The 17,677-nt window shown below is 43.4% G+C and carries 16 protein-coding genes and 1 riboswitch; of the genes, 1 reads left to right on the top strand and 15 read right to left on the bottom strand.

Going from position 1 to position 17,677, the window contains the following annotated elements; genetic code table 11:
• Positions 1-14 precede the first annotated feature (14 nt).
• A complete protein-coding gene (locus tag MK370_RS06205; protein ID WP_268684593.1) occupies positions 15-905 on the bottom strand; it encodes a DNA polymerase III subunit delta' in 891 nt (296 codons plus the stop codon).
• Positions 902-1,540, bottom strand: coding sequence for a dTMP kinase (tmk, locus tag MK370_RS06200; protein ID WP_268684592.1), 639 nt, complete (start codon positions 1,538-1,540; stop codon positions 902-904). The genes MK370_RS06205 and tmk overlap by 4 nt, the downstream gene beginning before the upstream one ends.
• Positions 1,541-1,852: 312 nt before the next feature.
• On the opposite strand from tmk, the gene MK370_RS06195 reads away from it, so the two are divergent.
• Positions 1,853-2,740: a YitT family protein gene (locus MK370_RS06195; protein WP_268684591.1), complete on the top strand. Its 888-nt coding sequence runs from the start codon at positions 1,853-1,855 to the stop codon at positions 2,738-2,740.
• 34 nt (positions 2,741-2,774) lie between these two features.
• Here the strand turns inward: MK370_RS06195 and MK370_RS06190 are convergent, their stop codons facing one another.
• The 13 genes from MK370_RS06190 to MK370_RS06130 form a co-directional block, all read right to left on the bottom strand.
• Positions 2,775-3,431: a CBS domain-containing protein gene (locus MK370_RS06190; protein WP_002905931.1), complete on the bottom strand. Its 657-nt coding sequence runs from the start codon at positions 3,429-3,431 to the stop codon at positions 2,775-2,777.
• 340 nt (positions 3,432-3,771) lie between these two features.
• On the bottom strand, positions 3,772-4,482 hold the full coding sequence (locus MK370_RS06185; RefSeq protein ID WP_002894681.1) for an ABC transporter ATP-binding protein: 711 nt from the start codon (positions 4,480-4,482) through the stop codon (positions 3,772-3,774).
• Positions 4,482-5,246 (bottom strand): ABC transporter ATP-binding protein, encoded by a 765-nt coding sequence (locus MK370_RS06180; RefSeq protein ID WP_004185854.1) that lies wholly within the window; start codon positions 5,244-5,246, stop codon positions 4,482-4,484. Before MK370_RS06180 ends, MK370_RS06185 begins: the two co-directional genes overlap by 1 nt.
• Positions 5,246-6,199, bottom strand: a complete 954-nt coding sequence (locus MK370_RS06175; protein WP_268684590.1) for a branched-chain amino acid ABC transporter permease — start codon at positions 6,197-6,199, stop codon at positions 5,246-5,248. The genes MK370_RS06180 and MK370_RS06175 overlap by 1 nt, the downstream gene beginning before the upstream one ends.
• A gap of 3 nt (positions 6,200-6,202) precedes the next feature.
• Positions 6,203-7,072, bottom strand: a complete 870-nt coding sequence (locus tag MK370_RS06170; RefSeq protein WP_002894678.1) for a branched-chain amino acid ABC transporter permease — start codon at positions 7,070-7,072, stop codon at positions 6,203-6,205.
• A 240-nt stretch (positions 7,073-7,312) separates the two neighbouring features.
• The gene (locus MK370_RS06165; protein WP_002905096.1) at positions 7,313-8,473 is read right to left on the bottom strand and encodes an ABC transporter substrate-binding protein; all 1,161 of its coding nucleotides are present in this window, start codon (positions 8,471-8,473) and stop codon (positions 7,313-7,315) included.
• Between the two features lie 88 nt (positions 8,474-8,561).
• Positions 8,562-8,831 carry a YlbG family protein gene (locus MK370_RS06160; RefSeq protein WP_002920616.1) on the bottom strand — a complete coding sequence of 90 codons (270 nt, stop codon included), beginning with the start codon at positions 8,829-8,831 and terminating at the stop codon, positions 8,562-8,564.
• A gap of 160 nt (positions 8,832-8,991) precedes the next feature.
• A complete protein-coding gene (locus tag MK370_RS06155) occupies positions 8,992-9,609 on the bottom strand; it encodes an ATP-dependent Clp protease proteolytic subunit (RefSeq protein ID WP_268684770.1) in 618 nt (205 codons plus the stop codon).
• An 80-nt stretch (positions 9,610-9,689) separates the two neighbouring features.
• Positions 9,690-10,319, bottom strand: coding sequence for a uracil phosphoribosyltransferase (gene upp, locus MK370_RS06150; RefSeq protein WP_002903228.1), 630 nt, complete (start codon positions 10,317-10,319; stop codon positions 9,690-9,692).
• A gap of 97 nt (positions 10,320-10,416) precedes the next feature.
• Positions 10,417-13,077 (bottom strand): magnesium-translocating P-type ATPase, encoded by a 2,661-nt coding sequence (gene mgtA, locus MK370_RS06145; RefSeq protein WP_268684589.1) that lies wholly within the window; start codon positions 13,075-13,077, stop codon positions 10,417-10,419.
• Between the two features lie 276 nt (positions 13,078-13,353).
• A riboswitch (M-box (ykoK) riboswitch) is annotated at positions 13,354-13,510 on the bottom strand.
• Between the two features lie 75 nt (positions 13,511-13,585).
• Positions 13,586-14,761: a MalY/PatB family protein gene (locus MK370_RS06140; RefSeq protein ID WP_268684588.1), complete on the bottom strand. Its 1,176-nt coding sequence runs from the start codon at positions 14,759-14,761 to the stop codon at positions 13,586-13,588.
• Entirely contained in the window at positions 14,754-15,911 is a 1,158-nt protein-coding gene (locus tag MK370_RS06135; RefSeq protein ID WP_268684587.1) for a cystathionine gamma-synthase, read from the bottom strand. The genes MK370_RS06140 and MK370_RS06135 overlap by 8 nt, the downstream gene beginning before the upstream one ends.
• 96 nt (positions 15,912-16,007) lie before the next feature.
• Positions 16,008-17,636: a putative polysaccharide biosynthesis protein gene (locus tag MK370_RS06130; RefSeq protein WP_268684586.1), complete on the bottom strand. Its 1,629-nt coding sequence runs from the start codon at positions 17,634-17,636 to the stop codon at positions 16,008-16,010.
• Positions 17,637-17,677 lie beyond the last annotated feature (41 nt).

Here is a 17,677-nt window from a genome sequence, read left to right as displayed (position 1 = left end):
TGTGCTGACTCTTTTTACTTTCCCTTCAAAGTCATATATTCTAAAGCGTTTTGAAAAGATACATTGGCCCGCCACATCTTCCGAGCCAGCAAAAGCTGCTCCAAGGCCTGTCGACCGCTTTCTGTTGCTATGTCCTTATAAAATAACACTTCCAAGAGCTTGAAGACCTGTTCCTGCTTCTCCTTATCATCAGCCAGCTTTGCCAGACGCGAAACCTGCAGAAATGCCTGACTGGAGCGAGTATGAAAATCCTTGACAAAGCGCTCGCATTCGCTGACTAATTCAAAAAAGGCATTATTATGAGCCAAGCTAGCCGCTTCTGACTGAGTCTGACTATAAGCAGCTAGTAGCTCCGCTCGACTTTTAATCAAGCCATCCTGTTCCAAACTGTGCTGCAGAGCAGCTGTATTTTTCAAGAAATGATAAACCTGAGTCCGACTTCGAATCGTCGGCAGAATCAACTGTTCATCAGCAGTCAAGAGAAAGATATAAATCTCGCTCTGTGGCTCCTCAATGACTTTGAGCAAGGAATTGGCTGCATTTACGTGCATCCGATCCGCATCGCAGATAATGAAAGCCTGCCGACTGCCTTCTAAGCCACTTTGAGAGAAATTTCGGACCAGCTCCCGAACTCGGTCTGTTTTGATAATGTTATTAACTGGTCGCACCACAGTTACATCAGAAAAATCTTCCTCTGCAATCAAACGACAAGAACGACAAGACTGACAAGGCCAGACGCCTTGCTTATTCTCGCAAAAGAGACTCTGGGACAGGATTTGAGCCATTTCAAAACTGCCAAAAGCTCCGGTAAACAAGTAGGCGTGACTAAGCCGACTCTGTTCCAAAATATGCTGAAACTGCTCAAACAAGCTGGGCTGGCTTTGCTGTAAATCTTTTATCTTCATGACGGATTCCCAAATCGTTCCTGAATGATGGCCAAACTATCAGCCACTACCTTATCCAAAGGTTGGCTGGCATCCACCTTGACGAAGCGCTCGGGCTCTTTATCAAGAATCGCCAAATAGCCCTGCCGAACCCGCTGATGCAAGTCCAAACCCTCCAGATCAAGCCGATTCACCTCTCGGCTCTCACTCCTAGCGATTCGCGCCAACCCTTCTTCCACATCAATATCAAAATAAAGGGTCAAATCAGGCTTGAGTCCGTCTGTCGCAAACTGATTGAGCCACTCAATATCAGCAACATCAAGACCACGTCCGTAGCCTTGATAGGCCACCGAACTATCGATAAAACGGTCCATCAAGACGATTTTCCCTTGCTCCATAGCTGGTAAAACTCGCTCAGCCAAGTGCTGGCGGCGGCTGGCAATGTACAGCAAGAGCTCAGTCTTTGCATCCATTGCCGTATGACTAGGTTTCAAAATCACTTCACGAATAGCCTCCGCAATCTGGACACCGCCCGGCTCCCGCGTCGTAATCAGACCAGTGCCATAATTTTTCAAAAAAGGAAGCAGGGCTTCCAACACACTCGACTTTCCAGCCCCTTCCGGGCCTTCCAGCGAAATCAAAATACCATTTTTCATCGTTACCTTTAATCTCTAACTTCTAATTTCTTAATCTTTATAAGAAAATGCAGATGCGAATTGCTCTAAAGCTTGGTATAAGCTACTTTTCAGAGTTCGTCCACATTGCTGAGCAGCCTGATAAGAGCGACTCCATCAACTCATTATTTTCATCCCACTCTTTTTTATCTATTGTTTATTTTACCAAAAAAAAAGCTAAAAGCCCATCATAAAAAAAGACTTTAAAAATTTTTTCAAAGTGTTTCATAAAGGCTAGATTTTTGGTAAAATATATTCAGAATAAATTTCTGGAAATCGATTTAGGAGGATGTTATGTTTAAATTAAAAAACGTACTGGCCATCATTTTTGGGGCTGGAATTTTTTCTTTTGGGATTCATTATTTGGTCATTCCCTTTCATTTGTATGAGGGCGGAGCAACGGGTCTGACCTTGATTACCTACTATCTATTTAAAATCCCTGTCTCGACGACCAACCTAGTGATTAACATTCCTCTCTTTATTATTGCATGGAAGCTACTGGGTTCGAGAACCCTATACCTCAGCATTCTAGGGACTTTCTCTGTGTCTGCTTGGCTCAAGATTTTTGAAATGCTGCCAGCTTCTAAACACCTGCAAGACTATTTTATCTCAGCTCTGGACGGCGATGTCTTACTGGCCTGTCTTGGAACGGGGATTGTTATGGGGATTGGACTGGGCATCATCTTCAATGCTGGCGGAACGACGGGCGGTACCGACATTGTAGCCCGCATCTTCAATAAATACACTAGCATTTCCATGGGCAGACTCATGCTGACGGTTGACTTTGTAGTCATTACTTTGGTTCTCCTAGTCTTCAAAGATTTACGTATGGTATCTTACACTCTGATGTTTGTCTTTATCACCTCCCGCGTCATTGACCTGATTGCAGAAGGAGGCTTTGCCGGCAAAGGATTCCTTATCGTTACCAGCAAACCGGCAGAACTGGCTGAAGCTATCAATAACAAGCTGGATCGTGGAGTGACCTACCTCAAGGGGCAAGGCTTCTATAGCAAGCAGGACTTGCAGATTGTCTACTGTGTTGTTTCCCGTAACGAAATGCAACAAATGAAGAAACTTATTAACCAAGTCGACCCATTTGCCTTTACAACTATTACCGAAGCCCATGAGATCTTGGGCGAAGGCTTCACTTTAGATGCCAACAAACAACCTATTGTACGTTAAAAACCTCATCCAATGATGAGGCTTTTTTTATCGCTTATAGTGCTTTTGCTGAAGTATGTGTAATCTCAGCCAGTTCAATCGCATGCTCTTCAAATTTTTTCTTGAGAAGAGCTGTATCTATATTACCAGCTAACTGTACTTCAATGACGACTTTGCCATCCTTGCGTGGGATATTGACGGTATTGGAGATGTTGAGATTTTCTTCCACCAGAAGACGGATTATCTGCTCAAGAACCCCCACCTTATTCTCAGTGACAAAGCGCAGACGGACTCCCTCTTCACCATAGCCAGATACTTCTAAGAAAGCCTTGAAAATATCACGGTCAGTAATAACACCGTAAAGTTGCTCATTGTCTACGACAGGCAAGATACCAATCTTATTTTTCAACATCAGATAGGTCGCATCTTCCAGACTGGCAAACTGAGAGATTGTGACCACATCACGAATCATAACATCACCAACTTTTGTTTTGTTAAGAAGATAGTTCATCTCATAAATGGACAGACTCGTTGCCTTAGACGGACTAGCTTCTGCAATTGTTCCTTCAGTCACCAGTCCCACTAATTGGTCATTCTCAATCACTGGCAGACGGTGGAGTTTCTGCTCACGCATCATATCTGCCGCATGAGCAATCGTTGTATTAGGGCTGATATAAACCACCTTACGCGTCATAAAATCTTTAACTGCCATAAAAGTTCCCTCTACTTCCTATCCATAATTCTTATACTTATTATACTTTATTTTGAAGCTGATTTCAAACGCTTCCAAGGCATGTGCCTAAGTTTTCAAAATTTAGAAAAATCCCGCGATTGGAAAAATTAAAGATAGGCAATGGTCAACTATACTAGCTTAACATTTTGAACTCGCTCTCGCGAATTCCCATCTGCAACCTGAAACAATCCCCTGGGCATCTTGACGAAAACCTTGTTTTCTTTATCTGCAACTTAAAAAGGTCCAATGGACCTTTTCTAACTGTTAAGTTACTACCGTAACTTTCTATCAACAACCTAAAAATGTCTCCCAGACATTTTTAGCCACCTAGATATGCTTTGCGGACTTCGTCAGAAGCGAGGAGCTCTTGGCCTGTTCCGGACAGAACGATTTTACCTGTTTCAAGGACATAACCGCGGTCAGCGATAGAGAGAGCCTTATTTGCATTTTGCTCAATCAAAAGAACTGTTGTGCCTTGCCGCTGGATATCTTGGATAATATCGAAGATTTCCTGGATAAAGATTGGCGCCAAGCCCATAGAAGGCTCATCCAAGAGCAACAGCTTAGGCGTAGACATCAGAGCCCGTCCCATAGCCAGCATCTGCTGCTCACCTCCTGAAAGGGTTGCAGCATCTTGGTTTTTACGCTCTTCCAAGCGTGGGAAACGAGAAAAGACCTTTTTGAGATTGGCTTGATTTTCTTCGCGGTTTGTTTTGAGAAAGGCGCCCATTTCCAAATTCTCCAAAACGGTCAAACCTGGAAAAACATGACGGCCTTCTGGTACTTGCGAAAGTCCAGCTGCTACGATTTTTTGAGCAGGAACTTTTTGAATTTCATTGCCGACAAATTCAATTTTACCAGCACTTGGACGAACCAAGCCTGAAATCGTGCGGAGAATGGTCGTTTTTCCAGCGCCATTGGCACCAATCAGGGAAACGACTTCTCCTTCATTGACTTCAAAGCTGACATCACGGACAGCCTGAATCATGCCATAATGGACAGAGAGATTCTCAACTTTAAGCATGGACATTAGGCTTCACCTCCTAGATAAGCTTCAATAACGCGTTTGTCATTCTTAATTTCATCAGGTGTTCCGTGCGCAATCAAGCGGCCGTACTCCAGCACATAGATTCGCTCAGTGACTTCCATTACCAGACTCATGTCATGCTCAATCAGCATGATGGTAATGTTAAATTCGTTTTTAATCCGTCGAATCAATGCAGTCAGCTCAGCTGTCTCCTGAGGGTTCATCCCGGCAGCCGGTTCATCCAAGAAAAGAATCTTAGGCTCCGTTGCCAGGGCACGAACGATTTCCAAGCGACGCTGCTGACCATAAGCTAAGTTCTTAGCCAAGGTTTCTGCTTCCTTGTCCAAGTCAAAAATTTTCAGCAACTCCAAAGCCTTAGCTTTGAGTTCTTCTTCGTTTTTGTAGTAGGCTGGCAGGCGGAAGAAGGAAGCCAACACATGAGCCTTATGATGATTACCAAAGGCAATCAAAACATTATCCAAAACACTAAGATCTTTGAAGAGCCGGATGTTCTGGAAGGTCCGCCCTAGACCTAAAGCAGCAATCTTGTAAGGAACCTTACCATTGAGCAAGTGGCCATCTAGTGTCACTGTCCCTTCACTCGGCTCATAAACGCCCGTTAAGAGATTGAAAAGGGTCGTTTTTCCTGCACCATTAGGGCCAATCAGACCAACCAGCTCGCCCTCGTTGAGTTCCAAGGTCACATCGCTGACAGCAGTCAGACCGCCAAAGTTTTTAGTTAGATTTTTTACATCAAGAAGTGCCATTATTCTTTGACCTCCTTATTCTTTTTGAAGAGCTTAGACAGACTGAACTCCCAAGTTCCTAAAAGCCCACCTGGACGGAAAATCATGACCAAGATTAAAGCCAAAGAATAGACAATCATCCGAATGCTGGATACATCCTGCAGCAGCATATTGAGAATTCCCAATACTACTGCAGCTACAATGGTTCCAGTCATAGAGCCTAGACCACCAAAAACGACAATAATCAAGATATTGATAGTGTTGGTAAAGGAATAGTCCTTAGGAACAACTGAACCAACGAAGCCAGCTTGAAGAGAGCCAGCAATAGAAGCCGTGATAGCTCCCAAGACAAAGGCTGTCACTTTGATTCTAGTAGTATTAACCCCAACAGACTCGGCAGCAATCTCATCCTCACGGACAGACAGAGTGCTGCGACCGATAGGACTGCGCAGGAAATTCAAGGTCAAAATCGTTGTGATAACAACAAAGACATAGACCATCTGCCAAGACGTAAAAGGCGGAATGGATAGGATACCAGCTGCGCCATTCGTCAAAGTACCGCCATTAATAATCAGAATCCGGATAATCTCTGAGACACCAAGAGTCGCAATCGCGAGATAGTCTCCTTTAAGACGCAGGGTTGGCAAACCAACTGCCAAAGCCACAATACCAGCAATGATAGCTCCAGCCAGCATAGCGATGAAGAAAGCGCCATAAGTTGGCGATTTAGAGCCAATAATGGCTACTGCGTAGGCACCGATAGCCATAAAGCCAGCGTGCCCAAGAGAGAATTGACCTGAGAATCCGACGATGAGGTTGAGCCCCACAGCCAAAATAATATTAATCCCGATCTGCTCTAAGATTTGAATGTAAAAAGCATTAAGAACACCGGCACTAACCAATACTGTCATCAGCAGGTAGCCGATTAGGACAAGGCCAAGCCAGAAAATATTTATCTTTAAATTCTTTTTCATACCTTATACCTTCTCTTTCACATTTTTACCGAGGATACCAGCCGGTCGGATCAGAAGAATGACAATCAAAATCGCATAGACAATGGCATCTCGGAAATCAGATAGTCCAAGCGCTGTCGCAAAAGTTTCCAAAAGACCGATAACAAAACCGCCAAGCGCTGCACCAGGAATGATTCCAATACCACCTAGAACGGCTGCTACAAAGGACTTAATTCCTGGAGTCATCCCCATCAAAGGCTCCAATGAATTATAGTAAAGGGCAATTAGAACACCAGCAGCTCCTGCAAGAGCTGACCCCAAAGCAAAGGTGAAACTGATCGTGCGATTGACATTGATTCCCATTAGCTGAGCAGCATCACTGTCTACGGACACAGCACGCATAGCTTTACCCATCTTTGTCTTCTGCACGATGAACTGCAAAGCCACCATGAGGAAAATCGAAATTCCCAAAATCAGCAATTGAATATTTGAGATAGAAATCGGCCCTAAGTTAAAGCGTACTGTTTTAATAACCTGTGGGAAGGAACGAGTATTGGCACCGACAAAGAAAATCATGCCATACTCAAGGAGAAAAGAAACCCCAATAGCTGTAATCAAAGCCGCAATCCGAGTCGAATTTCTCAGAGGACGATAGGCTAAAAACTCAATAAGCACACCGAGAATCGCTGTCCCAATCATCGCTAAAATAAGAGAAAGGAAGAAATTAAACTTCAGGATATTAATCAAGTAATAACCCATAAAGGCACCAATCATATAGATATCGCCGTGGGCAAAGTTAATCAGCTTAATAATCCCATAAACCATGGTATAACCCAAAGCCAGAAGCGCATAAACACTACCCAGGATTAGACCGTTGACTAATTGTTGGAGCATTAGACACCACTCTTTCTATAATAAAATAAGGAATGGGATAAAAATCAGCAGACTAGGTCGTGATTTTATCATCCCACTCCCAAAATACGAATAATAGTTGATTGAGAAACGAAGAAAATAGATTATAAAACAATACTCTTTCAAATCCGTAGATTCAGAAAGAAATCATCTACTAATTTGCTCAAGCAACAAGAAATAGAAAACAAGTCAAAGACTGGGATAGCCCCAGCCTCATAACTCTTATTCCGCTTTAACTGTTTCTACAGTATCTACTTGACCGTCTTTCAAGCCAATCATCAGAGCGGTTTTCACTGGATTGTGGTCTTTATCAATAGTGATTGAACCAGTTACTCCATCGAAATCTTTAAGCTTAGCCAAGTTGTCTTTGATATCTACAGAAGTTTTAGCGCCTTTAGCTGCTTCAGCTGCCATATAAACAGAGTCATATGCCAGAGCTGCAAACATAGATGGCTCTTCTTTGTACTTAGCTTTGTATGCTTCAACAAACTTCTTAGCTTTTTCTGACATTTCACCAGAAGTTGTAAAGCCAGATACATAGTAAACATTTGTAGCTGCAGCTGGAGTTGCTTGCTCAACGAACTTAGCATCGCCAAAGCCATCAGGACCAACGATTGTTTGGTCAATACCCAAACCACGTGCTTGATTGACAATTTTACCAGCTTCTGTATAGTAACCTGGAACAACCAGAGCATCAAATTCTTTGCCTTTAATCTTTGTCAAAGCAGCTTGGAAGTCTGTATCCTTAGATTGGAAGGTTTCTGTTGCTACAATCTCACCCTTGAATTCCTTCTTGAAGGCATCCGCCATTCCTTTAGCGTAGTCACTGGATTGATCATAGTAAAGAACAACTTTCTTAGCTTTCAAGTTGTCAGTGACATACTTAGAAATGATTTTACCTTGGTAGCTATCAATGAAGGTTGCACGGTAAAGATAATCTTGCTTGTTGGTCAAATCATCCTGTGTCGCACTTGGTGTAATGATTGGTACACCTGCTTTAGCAGCATTTGCTGTAGCTGAAGCTGTAGCTCCAGAAGTCGCAGGTCCAATGATTGCATTTACCTTGCTTTGGGTAACCAAGCTAGTAGTGATGGTCGATGCTTCAGCAGTTTCTGATTTGTTATCCTTATCAGTAACTTCAATCTTCTTGCCATCCACACCGCCAGCAGCGTTGATTTCATCAACTGCCAACTGAGCACCATGTTGTTCAGCTGTACCGTAGGCTGCTACTTCACCTGATTCTTCAAAGTTGAAACCAAATTTAATCGTATCGCCAATTTCTGTACCAGTTGCTGTTGAGTTGTTGTTAGATACTTCTCCACAAGCTGCGAGAAGGGCCGCACTAGCAAAAGCTACTAAGGATAGTGCAAATTTTTTCTTCATTAGGAAATCTCCTTAAGTGATTTATTTGATGATATAGTAAGAATATATCGAATTATCTGACAATTGTCAACCCTTTATAGAAATTTTATCAAATGATAACGTTTTCTTGCTCTCTATACAGGCTTCCAACAAAGTTTTGATCTAGTTCTTTTATATGAGAAATTCGGACTTGCTTAACGTAGCGCTCCTTGGGCAGATTCTCCTGTAAGTTCTGGGCTTCCTCTTGCTTGACATAGAGATGCAGATAGCGATGCTTCTTAGAATGATAAATAATATCCCCAAAATTTGCCAGCTTTTTGGCATCTCGATTATAGTAAAGATAGACAATCAAGCCCACCCTTTCTTCTCTCTCTATCATAAAACTCCTTTCCAGTCCATGTAGTTCTTAGATGATTATAGCAAAGATAGGGCAAAAAAACTAGCCCTGAAAAGCTTTATAGTCAGATTAAAACACCTGAACTTGCTAGCTTGTCAGACTCAAAGCAACAAAAAAGAAGCCGCTTTTGGCTCCTCCTATGTTAGCTCAGATTGCTATTTTCCATGATTTCGTCAATAAAGCCGTATTCCAAGGTTTCCTGAGCACTCATCCAGTAATCACGCTCTGCATCCTTGTGGATTTGCTCAACGGACTTGCCAGAGTTCTCAGCCAAGATTTTTTCCAAGGTATTCCGAGTTCTAAGCAAGTGCTCAGCTACAATAGCTATATCCGTTTGCTGGGTAGCACTTCCAGCTCCGCCCATCGGCTGGTGAATCAGATATTCTGCATTTGGAAGCATGAAGCGTTTGCCCTTGGCACCACTGGAAGCAATGACAGTTCCCATGCTGGCAGCTACACCCATAACAATGGTCTGAACATCAGACTTGATAAAGTTCATAGTGTCCACAATGGCCAAACCTGCGGAAACTGATCCACCCGGCGAATTTACATAGAGATAAATATCTTTAGTATTGTCCTGTGCATCCAAGAAAAGGAGCTGGGCAATGACTGAATTAGCCATATTGTCCTCTACTGGACCCGTCAGCATGATAATCCGATCTTTTAATAGCCGAGAATAAATATCATAGGAGCGCTCTCCTCGGCTGGTTTGTTCAATAACTACAGGAATCATAGTTTTCTCTCTTTCTCTTTTTAAAATTTTCTATCAAACTAGGGAATAGAATTTCAAATTATGGAACTATTATATCCTTTTGGTCAAAAAAGGTCAAATAGAAACTTTTACTTGGTACCGAAAAGACGATCTCCTGCATCTCCCAGTCCTGGTACGATATAACCATGATCATTGAGATGGTCATCCAGAGCAGCTGTGAAAATATCAACATCTGGATGAGCTTCCTGCAAAGCTTTTACTCCTTCAGGCGCTGAAACCAAACATACAAATGTAATGTGGCTAGCACCACGTTTCTTGAGAGAATCCACCGCCAAGATCGCAGAACCACCAGTAGCCAGCATTGGATCTACAACAAAAATCTGACGTTGGTCAATATCTTCTGGCAGCTTGACTAGGTATTCAACCGGTTTCAAGGTTTCCTCATCACGGTACATTCCGATATGCCCGACCTTAGCTGCTGGAACCAAGCTAAGAAGTCCATCCACCATGCCAATACCAGCTCGCAAGATTGGAACAATAGCTAATTTTTTCCCAGCAATCTGCTTTTGAATGGTTTTCGTAATCGGTGTTTCAATTTCGACATCTTCAAGTGGTAAATCGCGCAAAACTTCATATCCCATGAGCATTGCGATTTCATCAACTAATTCACGAAAAGCCTTGGTAGAGGTATCTGTACGACGCAAGATAGACAATTTATGCTGAATAAGCGGATGAGCGATAACTTCTAGTTTTCCCATGATTGGATTTCCTTCTCTCAATTTATTCTTCTTATTATATCAAAAAAAGATTGAAAAGGCTTGCCATAAGCAAACCTTTTCAGAGATTTTCTTAATTCTAGAGCCATTCCTTATAACGTCTGATATATATGTGTTTAACAAGAGTTACGCTAACCATATAAAGCGCAATAATCAAGAAAAGGAAAAGGAAATAAGTGCCATTCAGCGGATTCGTCTTCAGAACTGACGCAAAGAGGCTGTAGGGCAAGGAAGTAACGAAGAGGGCTGCCGCCATGGTCGTCACAATAACGGACAAAGCAGGACGGCTGTGCACAAATGGCAGCTTAGGTGAGCGTAGCATATAGATGACCATGGTCTGGGTCCACATAGACTCAATAAACCAGCCTGTTTGAAAAAGAGTAATAAAGGTCTCTGCCTGCCCACTACCAGCTTGATAGTTACCACCTGTTATCATAGGTACGATAATAAAGTAGAGTACCACATAGGTCAAAACATCAAAAACGGATGAGATTGGCCCGATCCAAGCCATAAAGCGGGTAATGGAGTTGGCTGACCAGATATGAGGTTTCTTGAGAAATTCACTATCCACATTATCAAAGGGTAGAGCAATACAGGACAAGTCATAAACCAGATTGAGGACAATCAGATGAACCGGTGCCATAGGCAGAAAAGGCAGAAAGATACTGGCAAAGAGGAGGGAAAAGATATTCCCAAAGTTGGAACTGACCGTCATCTTGATATACTTGGTCATGTTGGCATAGACCTTGCGCCCCTCTACCAGCCCTTTCTCCAGAACCATGAGATCCTTGTCCAGCAGAATGACATCCGCAGTTTCTTTAGCAATATCGACAGCTGTATCTACTGAAATACCAACATCCGCTACTTTCATAGAGGGAGCATCATTGATGCCATCACCCATGTAACCAACCTTATGTCCATTAGCTTTGAGCTGGAGGATGATCCGAGCTTTTTGGTCAGGTGAGAGTTTGGCAAAGACCGTCGTATTCTCCACTGCTTGGCTCAATTCCTCATCAGATAAAGCATCTACCTCTACACCTAGCAAGATATTATCTACATCAAGGCCAACTTTTTCACAAACTGCCTGAGTAACCTTTTCATTATCACCCGTCAATATCTTTGTGGCAACGCCATACTCAGCCAAGATTTGAATAGCCGGAGCTGCGGATGACTTGGGTGGATCCAGAAAGGCCAGATAGCCTGTCAAAATCATATCGGACTCATCCTTCACCTCATAGTCGTAATCTTCTTCTAAGTCCGACTTATAGCTAACACCAAGCACGCGCAGGCCTTGCTCATTGAGTTGAGCCACTTCTGCAAGGATTTCCTGACGAATCTCTTCAGTCAGTTCCGTAATGCGATTCTTGTATTCTACATGGCTAGAGATCGCCAGCATTTCCTCCAAGGCGCCCTTGGTCACCATGCTGATGACATTTTCATCATCCTTGACAATGACGCTCATGCGACGGCGCTCAAAGTCAAAGGGTAGTTCATCAATCTTCTTAAATGTTTGGTCAAGATCACGAACAATCTCATGCTTCTCCGCTTCTTTCTTCGTCCTGTTGATAATAGCCCGGTCCATGAGATTCTTGAGACCTGTTTGATAATAGGAATTGAGAAAGGCACGACGGAGCACTGCTAAGTCCAAATCACCATGAATATCCAGCGGGTACTCCAAGACTATCTCGTCTTGGGTCAGTGTGCCCGTCTTATCCGTACAAAGGATATCAATAGCTCCTAGGTCTTGAATGGCATTCAGTTTTTTGATCACGACCTTTTCCTGAGCCATAATAATAGACCCTTTAGCTAGGCTAGCTGTGATAATCATCGGTAGCATTTCTGGGGTCAATCCGACCCCAACGCTGAGAGCAAAGACACCCGCTTCCAGCCAGTCTCCATCTGTCAGACCGTTGATGAAGAAAACAACCGGCACCATGACGAGCATCAGACGAATCAAGAGCCAGGAAATGCTATTCATCTCGCGCTCAAAAGAGGTGGGCTCATCGTAGGTGTTCAGCGTCTGCTCAATGGCTCCCATCATGGTCTCATCACCAACCACCAGCACCAGAGCTGTAGCTCGTCCGGAAATAACGTTGGTTCCCATAAAGGCCAGTGACTCTGTTTCTAAAAGGCTATCAAGATTTTGCCCATCTGCCTTGGCCAGACATAACTTTTCTACTGCATCACTTTCCCCTGTCAAGCCGGATTGCTGAACAAAGAAATCACGCGATTCTAGCAACAAGACATCTGCTGGGATCATGTCTCCAGCACTAAGCTTGATGATGTCTCCTACAACAAGCTCATCAATCGGAAGTTCCTGCTCTACTCCTTCACGGATAACCGTAGCTGTATTGACAATAAGACGAGACAGATTGCTAGCAGCGCGATCGCTCCGCAATTCCTGAACAAAGCGAATGCCTCCAGAAATCAGCACTAAAACGACAATGATGATGGAAGTCGTTGGATCTTCCTCACCAGGCTTGGCCAGCCAGACATTAGTTACTAATGATACCAGAGCAATTACCAGTAAGATAACCGTAAAGGGGTTAATGATAGACTCGTAAATTTTCTTCAGAATAGAGTCTTCCTGACCCTTCGTGATGATATTTTCTCCATAGAAGTCACGATTTTCTTCAACCTGCTCTTCTGTCAGGCCACGAAAGGTAGTCTTGTAAATTGCTAGAGTTTCTTTTACAGGAAGCTGCAAAGCAGCAACTAATCTTTCTTTTACTGTTTTCATTGGTTTCTCCTTGATATATGATTGATAATTTTCATACACGGGAACCAATCACTTTATGAGGATAGAACGACACAAATCAGCGATTGGCTGTGTATGTGCGGTTCCGGATAATCGTCAATTTGCATCGCGTATCTCCTTTCTTCTATGTCTTGATTAGCAAGCCATCAACTATTTGCATACTTCAAATATTTTCAGCAAAAAAGAATACCCTACCAATTTCTCGGCAGGGTCGTTTGCATGTCAGGTTATTCGCTTCATTGTTTTAAGCACAGATAAAGCAAGTATTTACCGTTCAAGCTTTAACTCCATAAGGCGATGCAATGAGCTTAGTCTTGACCTTGGCGATCAGGACTGTTAACCAACGAGTAGTGTCTCCACTGCTTTGCGGTAGTCATCCGTATCCTTATGGTAGCCTCACCTACCGATTTTCCACTATTACTATACTCCTCTTTAGAAGGATTGTCAATCATTTTTCTTACTTAAGACAAATTTAAAAACATTTTTTGATTTATTTTGGCAATACCTCTGCAATACGGGAGCAGATTTCTTCAACCATCGTCTCAGGAGCAGCAACATTTAAGCGGGCATGACCTTTACCTTCTTGGCCAAAATCACTTCCTCGATTCAGAACGACCTTAGCCTCTTCTCGCAGCAGCTGGAAAAGCTGGTCATCTGTCAGGCTATAATCTGAAAAATCCAGCCAAATCAGATAGGTTCCTTGAGGCTTCATGACCCGTAGGCGAGGTGCTTCCTTGGCAAAATAATCGACCACAAAATTCACATTTTTCTCAAGAACTTTCTTAAGCTCCATCAACCAAGACCAACCGTAACGATAAGCTGCTTCTGTCGTTAAAAAACCAAGGCCAGGAATTTCATGCTGATTGTTGGCCAGCTGGCGTTTTTTAAACTGATACCGCAAGCTAGGATTCTCAATCACAGCATAGGAATTTTTAGTCCCAGCAATATTAAAGGTCTTAGTCGCACTGGCTAAAATCAAGCTAAAGTCCTTAAAGTCAGGCGAGACAGTATTGAAAGACTGATGTTCATGGCCAAACAGCGTCAAATCTTGATGGATTTCGTCTGAAACCAGGAGAACGCCGTACTTTTGGCAGAGGCGGCCAATTTTCTCTAACACTTCCCGTTCCCAAACTCGACCTCCGGGATTGTGCGGATTGCAAAGAACATAAATCTTGACTTCATTGTTTGCAATGTCCCGCTCTAGCTGCTCAAAATCAATCTGAAAAAGTCCGTCCTGCTCTATCAAAGAATTGGTAATAAGCTGACGATTATTGAGCTTAACACTGCGGGCAAAAGGTGGATAAACTGGAGTGTTGATGAGAACGGCATCGCCTTCCTCGCTAAAGGCTTGAATAGCCGTCGAAATAGCAGGAACAACCCCTTCAATAAATACCAAGGCTTCCCGCTCAAAAGTATAGTCGTGCTCATCCCTCTCCCAATCTAGAACGGCATTGATCAGCTCTTCACTAGCATAGGTATAGCCATAGACTAACTGATTAGCGTAGTCATGAACAGCTTGCTGGATTTCTGGCAGGACTTCAAAGTCCATATCTGCAATCCAGGCTGGCAGGACTTCCCTGTCCTTCTCCGCTTCTTTCCATTTATAAGTATGATGCCCTACACGACAGGGGGCTTTTTCAAAATTATATCTTCCCATATTATTCATTCTCCAAGGCTGCACGTAAATCGTCTACCAAATCTCGACTATCCTCAATTCCAATCGACAGGCGCAGCAAATCATCAGTCAAGCCATAAGAATGACGCACTTCCACTGGAATGTCTGCGTGAGTCTGAGTAGTCGGATAGGTAATCAAGCTCTCCACTCCACCCAAACTTTCCGCAAAGGTAAAGACTTTCAGGTTATTTAGGAGATGAGGAATCTTCCCTTCGTCCACAACTTTAAAGGAAATCATACCACCCTTGCCTGGATAGAGAACCTCTTTTACCGTAGGAGATTTCTTCAGAAAAGCGACTACTTCTTGCGCATTCTGAGTAGAGCGCTCCATACGGAGAGCCAATGTCTTGAGACCGCGCAAAAGCAGATAGCTGTCAAAAGGAGACAGGACTGGCCCAGTTGTATTGAGGTTATAGAATAGCTTGTCATAGATAGTAGTGTCATTGGTCATGATAGCTCCAGCCAAGACATCATTGTGCCCGCCCAGATACTTGGTCGCAGAGTGTAGAACAATATCTGCTCCGTCCTCCAACGGTCTTTGATAAATCGGACTATAGAAGGTATTGTCCACAATGACAGATGCTCCTCGCTCGTGAGCCGCTTGGGAAATGCGGGCAAGGTCAAACTCTACCATAAGAGGATTGGTCGGTGTCTCGATATAGACAATATCTATATCCTCTGTCAGATTATTCAGTAGTTCTTCTTCTGTATTGGCATAGGTAAAGGCAAAGCGCCCTTCTGCTTCAGCTTGGGCAAACCAGCGAAAAGAGCCGCCATAGAGATCCCGAACAGCCAAAACCTTGCTGCCAACTGGAAAGGCGCTAAAGGCTAGCACAATAGCCGACATACCAGAACTAGTTGCTAGTGCATAGTCTGCGCTTTCGATAGCAGCGAGAGTCTCTTCCAAGCTAACCCTCGTTGGATTCTTGGTTCGAGTATAGTCATAACCTGTCGACTGGCCAAACTCAGGGTGCTGGTAGGTCGTTGAAAAATGCAGGGGTGTTGTTAAAGCACCAGTTGTTTCATCTTTTTTTACCCCAGCCTGAGCCAGTAGTGTATTTAATTTTACGTCCTTACTCATATTAACCTTCCAATCCTTCGCTAATATTTCACCCTCTATTGTAACATCTTTTGAAAACATTTTTCTTTTTTCTTTTCAAGAGCTAGCTATAGTTTGAAACTATAATGTTAAAGTTTTAGAAAAACAAAGCTAAAAATTAAAAAGCCTAGTGGCTTTTTAATAGATATGAAAGCGTCGGCGCAAACTGGCTGCTTTTGAACCGATAAAGCGATCCATAAGGCGAACTTTGAGCGCCAGACCGCCATAGACAGCAAGACCGATACCGCCAATCAGAGCTATATAGACAAAACTGGAAATCCGTCCGCTAGGATGGAGAAAGAGGCCAATGAGAAGTTCTGCTACCAAGACAAAGAGGGTCATCAGAACCGTCAGAATCACTGACAGGAGACTTCGTTTAAAGAGGTTCTTAGGATTCAGACCTGTTACCTTGCGAATTTCCTGATACATGAGCAGGGTTGGGATAATCAAGCCAACTGTCGTCGCAAGAAGAGGACCATAAGCTTTGAAAATATAAATCAATGGCACTTGCAGCACCAACTTGACTCCTACTCCATAGAGGAAGTAAATAATAGCTTTTCGATTTTGGAAGAGGGCTTGAATCATCGGAGCCAACACTGTATATAGACTGAGGATAATGGTCTGCAGCATAGCAAAGATGAAAAGACCCAGTGCTAAACTATCTGGTTTGCCATAGAAAACGGTATACAGAGGTTCCGCCACCAAAACAGCACCAATGGTTGCTGGCAGGATAAAGAAAATCAGCATGCTGAGATTATCCTGCACCAAACGGGCAGCCGAGCGGAAATCACCTTTGACATAGTTCTCGGTCAAGAGAGGAATCCCCACACCACCAATAGAGGTCGCCACAGCAATTAAAATCATGGTGACTTTATTAGGATTAGCTGAGAAATAGGCAAACTGAACCAAGAGCTCGGACCTGCTGTGCTTACTAATCCAACTCATGACATGGATAAAGGTAGCTTGGTCAAGAATCTGAAAAAGCTGAATGGCAGATCCTGTAATAATGAAAGGAATGGCTTCACGAATAGTATCCCAGAGGAGGGCACGGCCATTAATCTTTGTAGCATTAACAGGCTTATGAAAGATGGAAGTCAGCATTCCTGTCTTCCAAAGATAGAAGACCAAGACAGCCATACTAGCCAGCATACCGATAAATGCGGCAAAAGTTGACTGGGTAACCGCTTCTACATAGTTGCCAGAACCGATTTTCATGATGAAAAAGGCTGTCAGCAGCATCCAGATAACCCGAATGACCTGCTCCGCAATCTGGCTGATGGCATAGGGCTTGAGATTGTTAAAGCCCTGGAAAAAGCCGCGGATAACACTCATAGATGGAAAAATCAAAACAGCCCAGGACAGACTCTGCATGACTGGCACCAAGTCTGACCCACCGCCAGACATAGAGGCAAAAACTGGTGAGAGCAGGTACATGATGACTGCAAATATAGCTCCCAAAAGCAGCATAAACTTGAGAAACTCTCGGATGAGAGTAAAACTGTGCTCTTCCTTGTCAATGGTATTGTACTTAGCCACCTGCTTGGCCACTGCTACTGGCACGCCGGCTGTCGAAATCAGTAAAAACCAGGCATAGATGTTGTAGCCCATAGTAAAAAGACCGTTGGCCTCGGCGCCGTGCTTGCCCATCCAAATATACCAAGGAATGATATAGATGGCACCCAGAAGACGACTGATAAAATTGCTGGCAGTTAACCAGGCAGTTCCCCGCAGCATCTGCTGCTGCTGGCTTGTTGTTTCTTGGCTCATAGAAAACCTCTGCTATTTATTCTTCTTTTATTATAAACTTT

The organism is Streptococcus sanguinis, from assembly GCF_026781265.1.
Taxonomy (GTDB): Bacteria; Bacillota; Bacilli; order Lactobacillales; family Streptococcaceae; genus Streptococcus; species Streptococcus sanguinis_T.
Note: the sequence above shows the minus strand (reverse complement) of the source record. Positions and strands in the feature narration are given on the sequence as shown.

Bases quoted from the DNA above. Each gene is read 5' to 3' on its own strand.
- MK370_RS06180 (WP_004185854.1), bottom strand. From the start codon at position 5,246: ATGGCACTTCTTGATGTAAAAAATCTAACTAAAAACTTTGGCGGTCTG.
- MK370_RS06190 (WP_002905931.1), bottom strand. From the start codon at position 3,431: ATGGCAGTTAAAGATTTTATGACGCGTAAGGTGGTTTATATCAGCCCT.
- MK370_RS06130 (WP_268684586.1), bottom strand. From the start codon at position 17,636: ATGAGCCAAGAAACAACAAGCCAGCAGCAGCAGATGCTGCGGGGAACT.
- mgtA (WP_268684589.1), bottom strand. From the start codon at position 13,077: ATGAAAACAGTAAAAGAAAGATTAGTTGCTGCTTTGCAGCTTCCTGTA.
- MK370_RS06160 (WP_002920616.1), bottom strand. From the start codon at position 8,831: ATGATAGAGAGAGAAGAAAGGGTGGGCTTGATTGTCTATCTTTACTAT.
- upp (WP_002903228.1), bottom strand. From the start codon at position 10,319: ATGGGAAAACTAGAAGTTATCGCTCATCCGCTTATTCAGCATAAATTG.
- MK370_RS06165 (WP_002905096.1), bottom strand. From the start codon at position 8,473: ATGAAGAAAAAATTTGCACTATCCTTAGTAGCTTTTGCTAGTGCGGCC.
- MK370_RS06135 (WP_268684587.1), bottom strand. From the start codon at position 15,911: ATGTTTTCAAAAGATGTTACAATAGAGGGTGAAATATTAGCGAAGGAT.
- MK370_RS06175 (WP_268684590.1), bottom strand. From the start codon at position 6,199: ATGAAAAAGAATTTAAAGATAAATATTTTCTGGCTTGGCCTTGTCCTA.
- MK370_RS06195 (WP_268684591.1), top strand. From the start codon at position 1,853: ATGTTTAAATTAAAAAACGTACTGGCCATCATTTTTGGGGCTGGAATT.
- MK370_RS06140 (WP_268684588.1), bottom strand. From the start codon at position 14,761: ATGAATAATATGGGAAGATATAATTTTGAAAAAGCCCCCTGTCGTGTA.
- MK370_RS06205 (WP_268684593.1), bottom strand. From the start codon at position 905: ATGAAGATAAAAGATTTACAGCAAAGCCAGCCCAGCTTGTTTGAGCAG.
- MK370_RS06185 (WP_002894681.1), bottom strand. From the start codon at position 4,482: ATGTCCATGCTTAAAGTTGAGAATCTCTCTGTCCATTATGGCATGATT.
- MK370_RS06170 (WP_002894678.1), bottom strand. From the start codon at position 7,072: ATGCTCCAACAATTAGTCAACGGTCTAATCCTGGGTAGTGTTTATGCG.
- tmk (WP_268684592.1), bottom strand. From the start codon at position 1,540: ATGAAAAATGGTATTTTGATTTCGCTGGAAGGCCCGGAAGGGGCTGGA.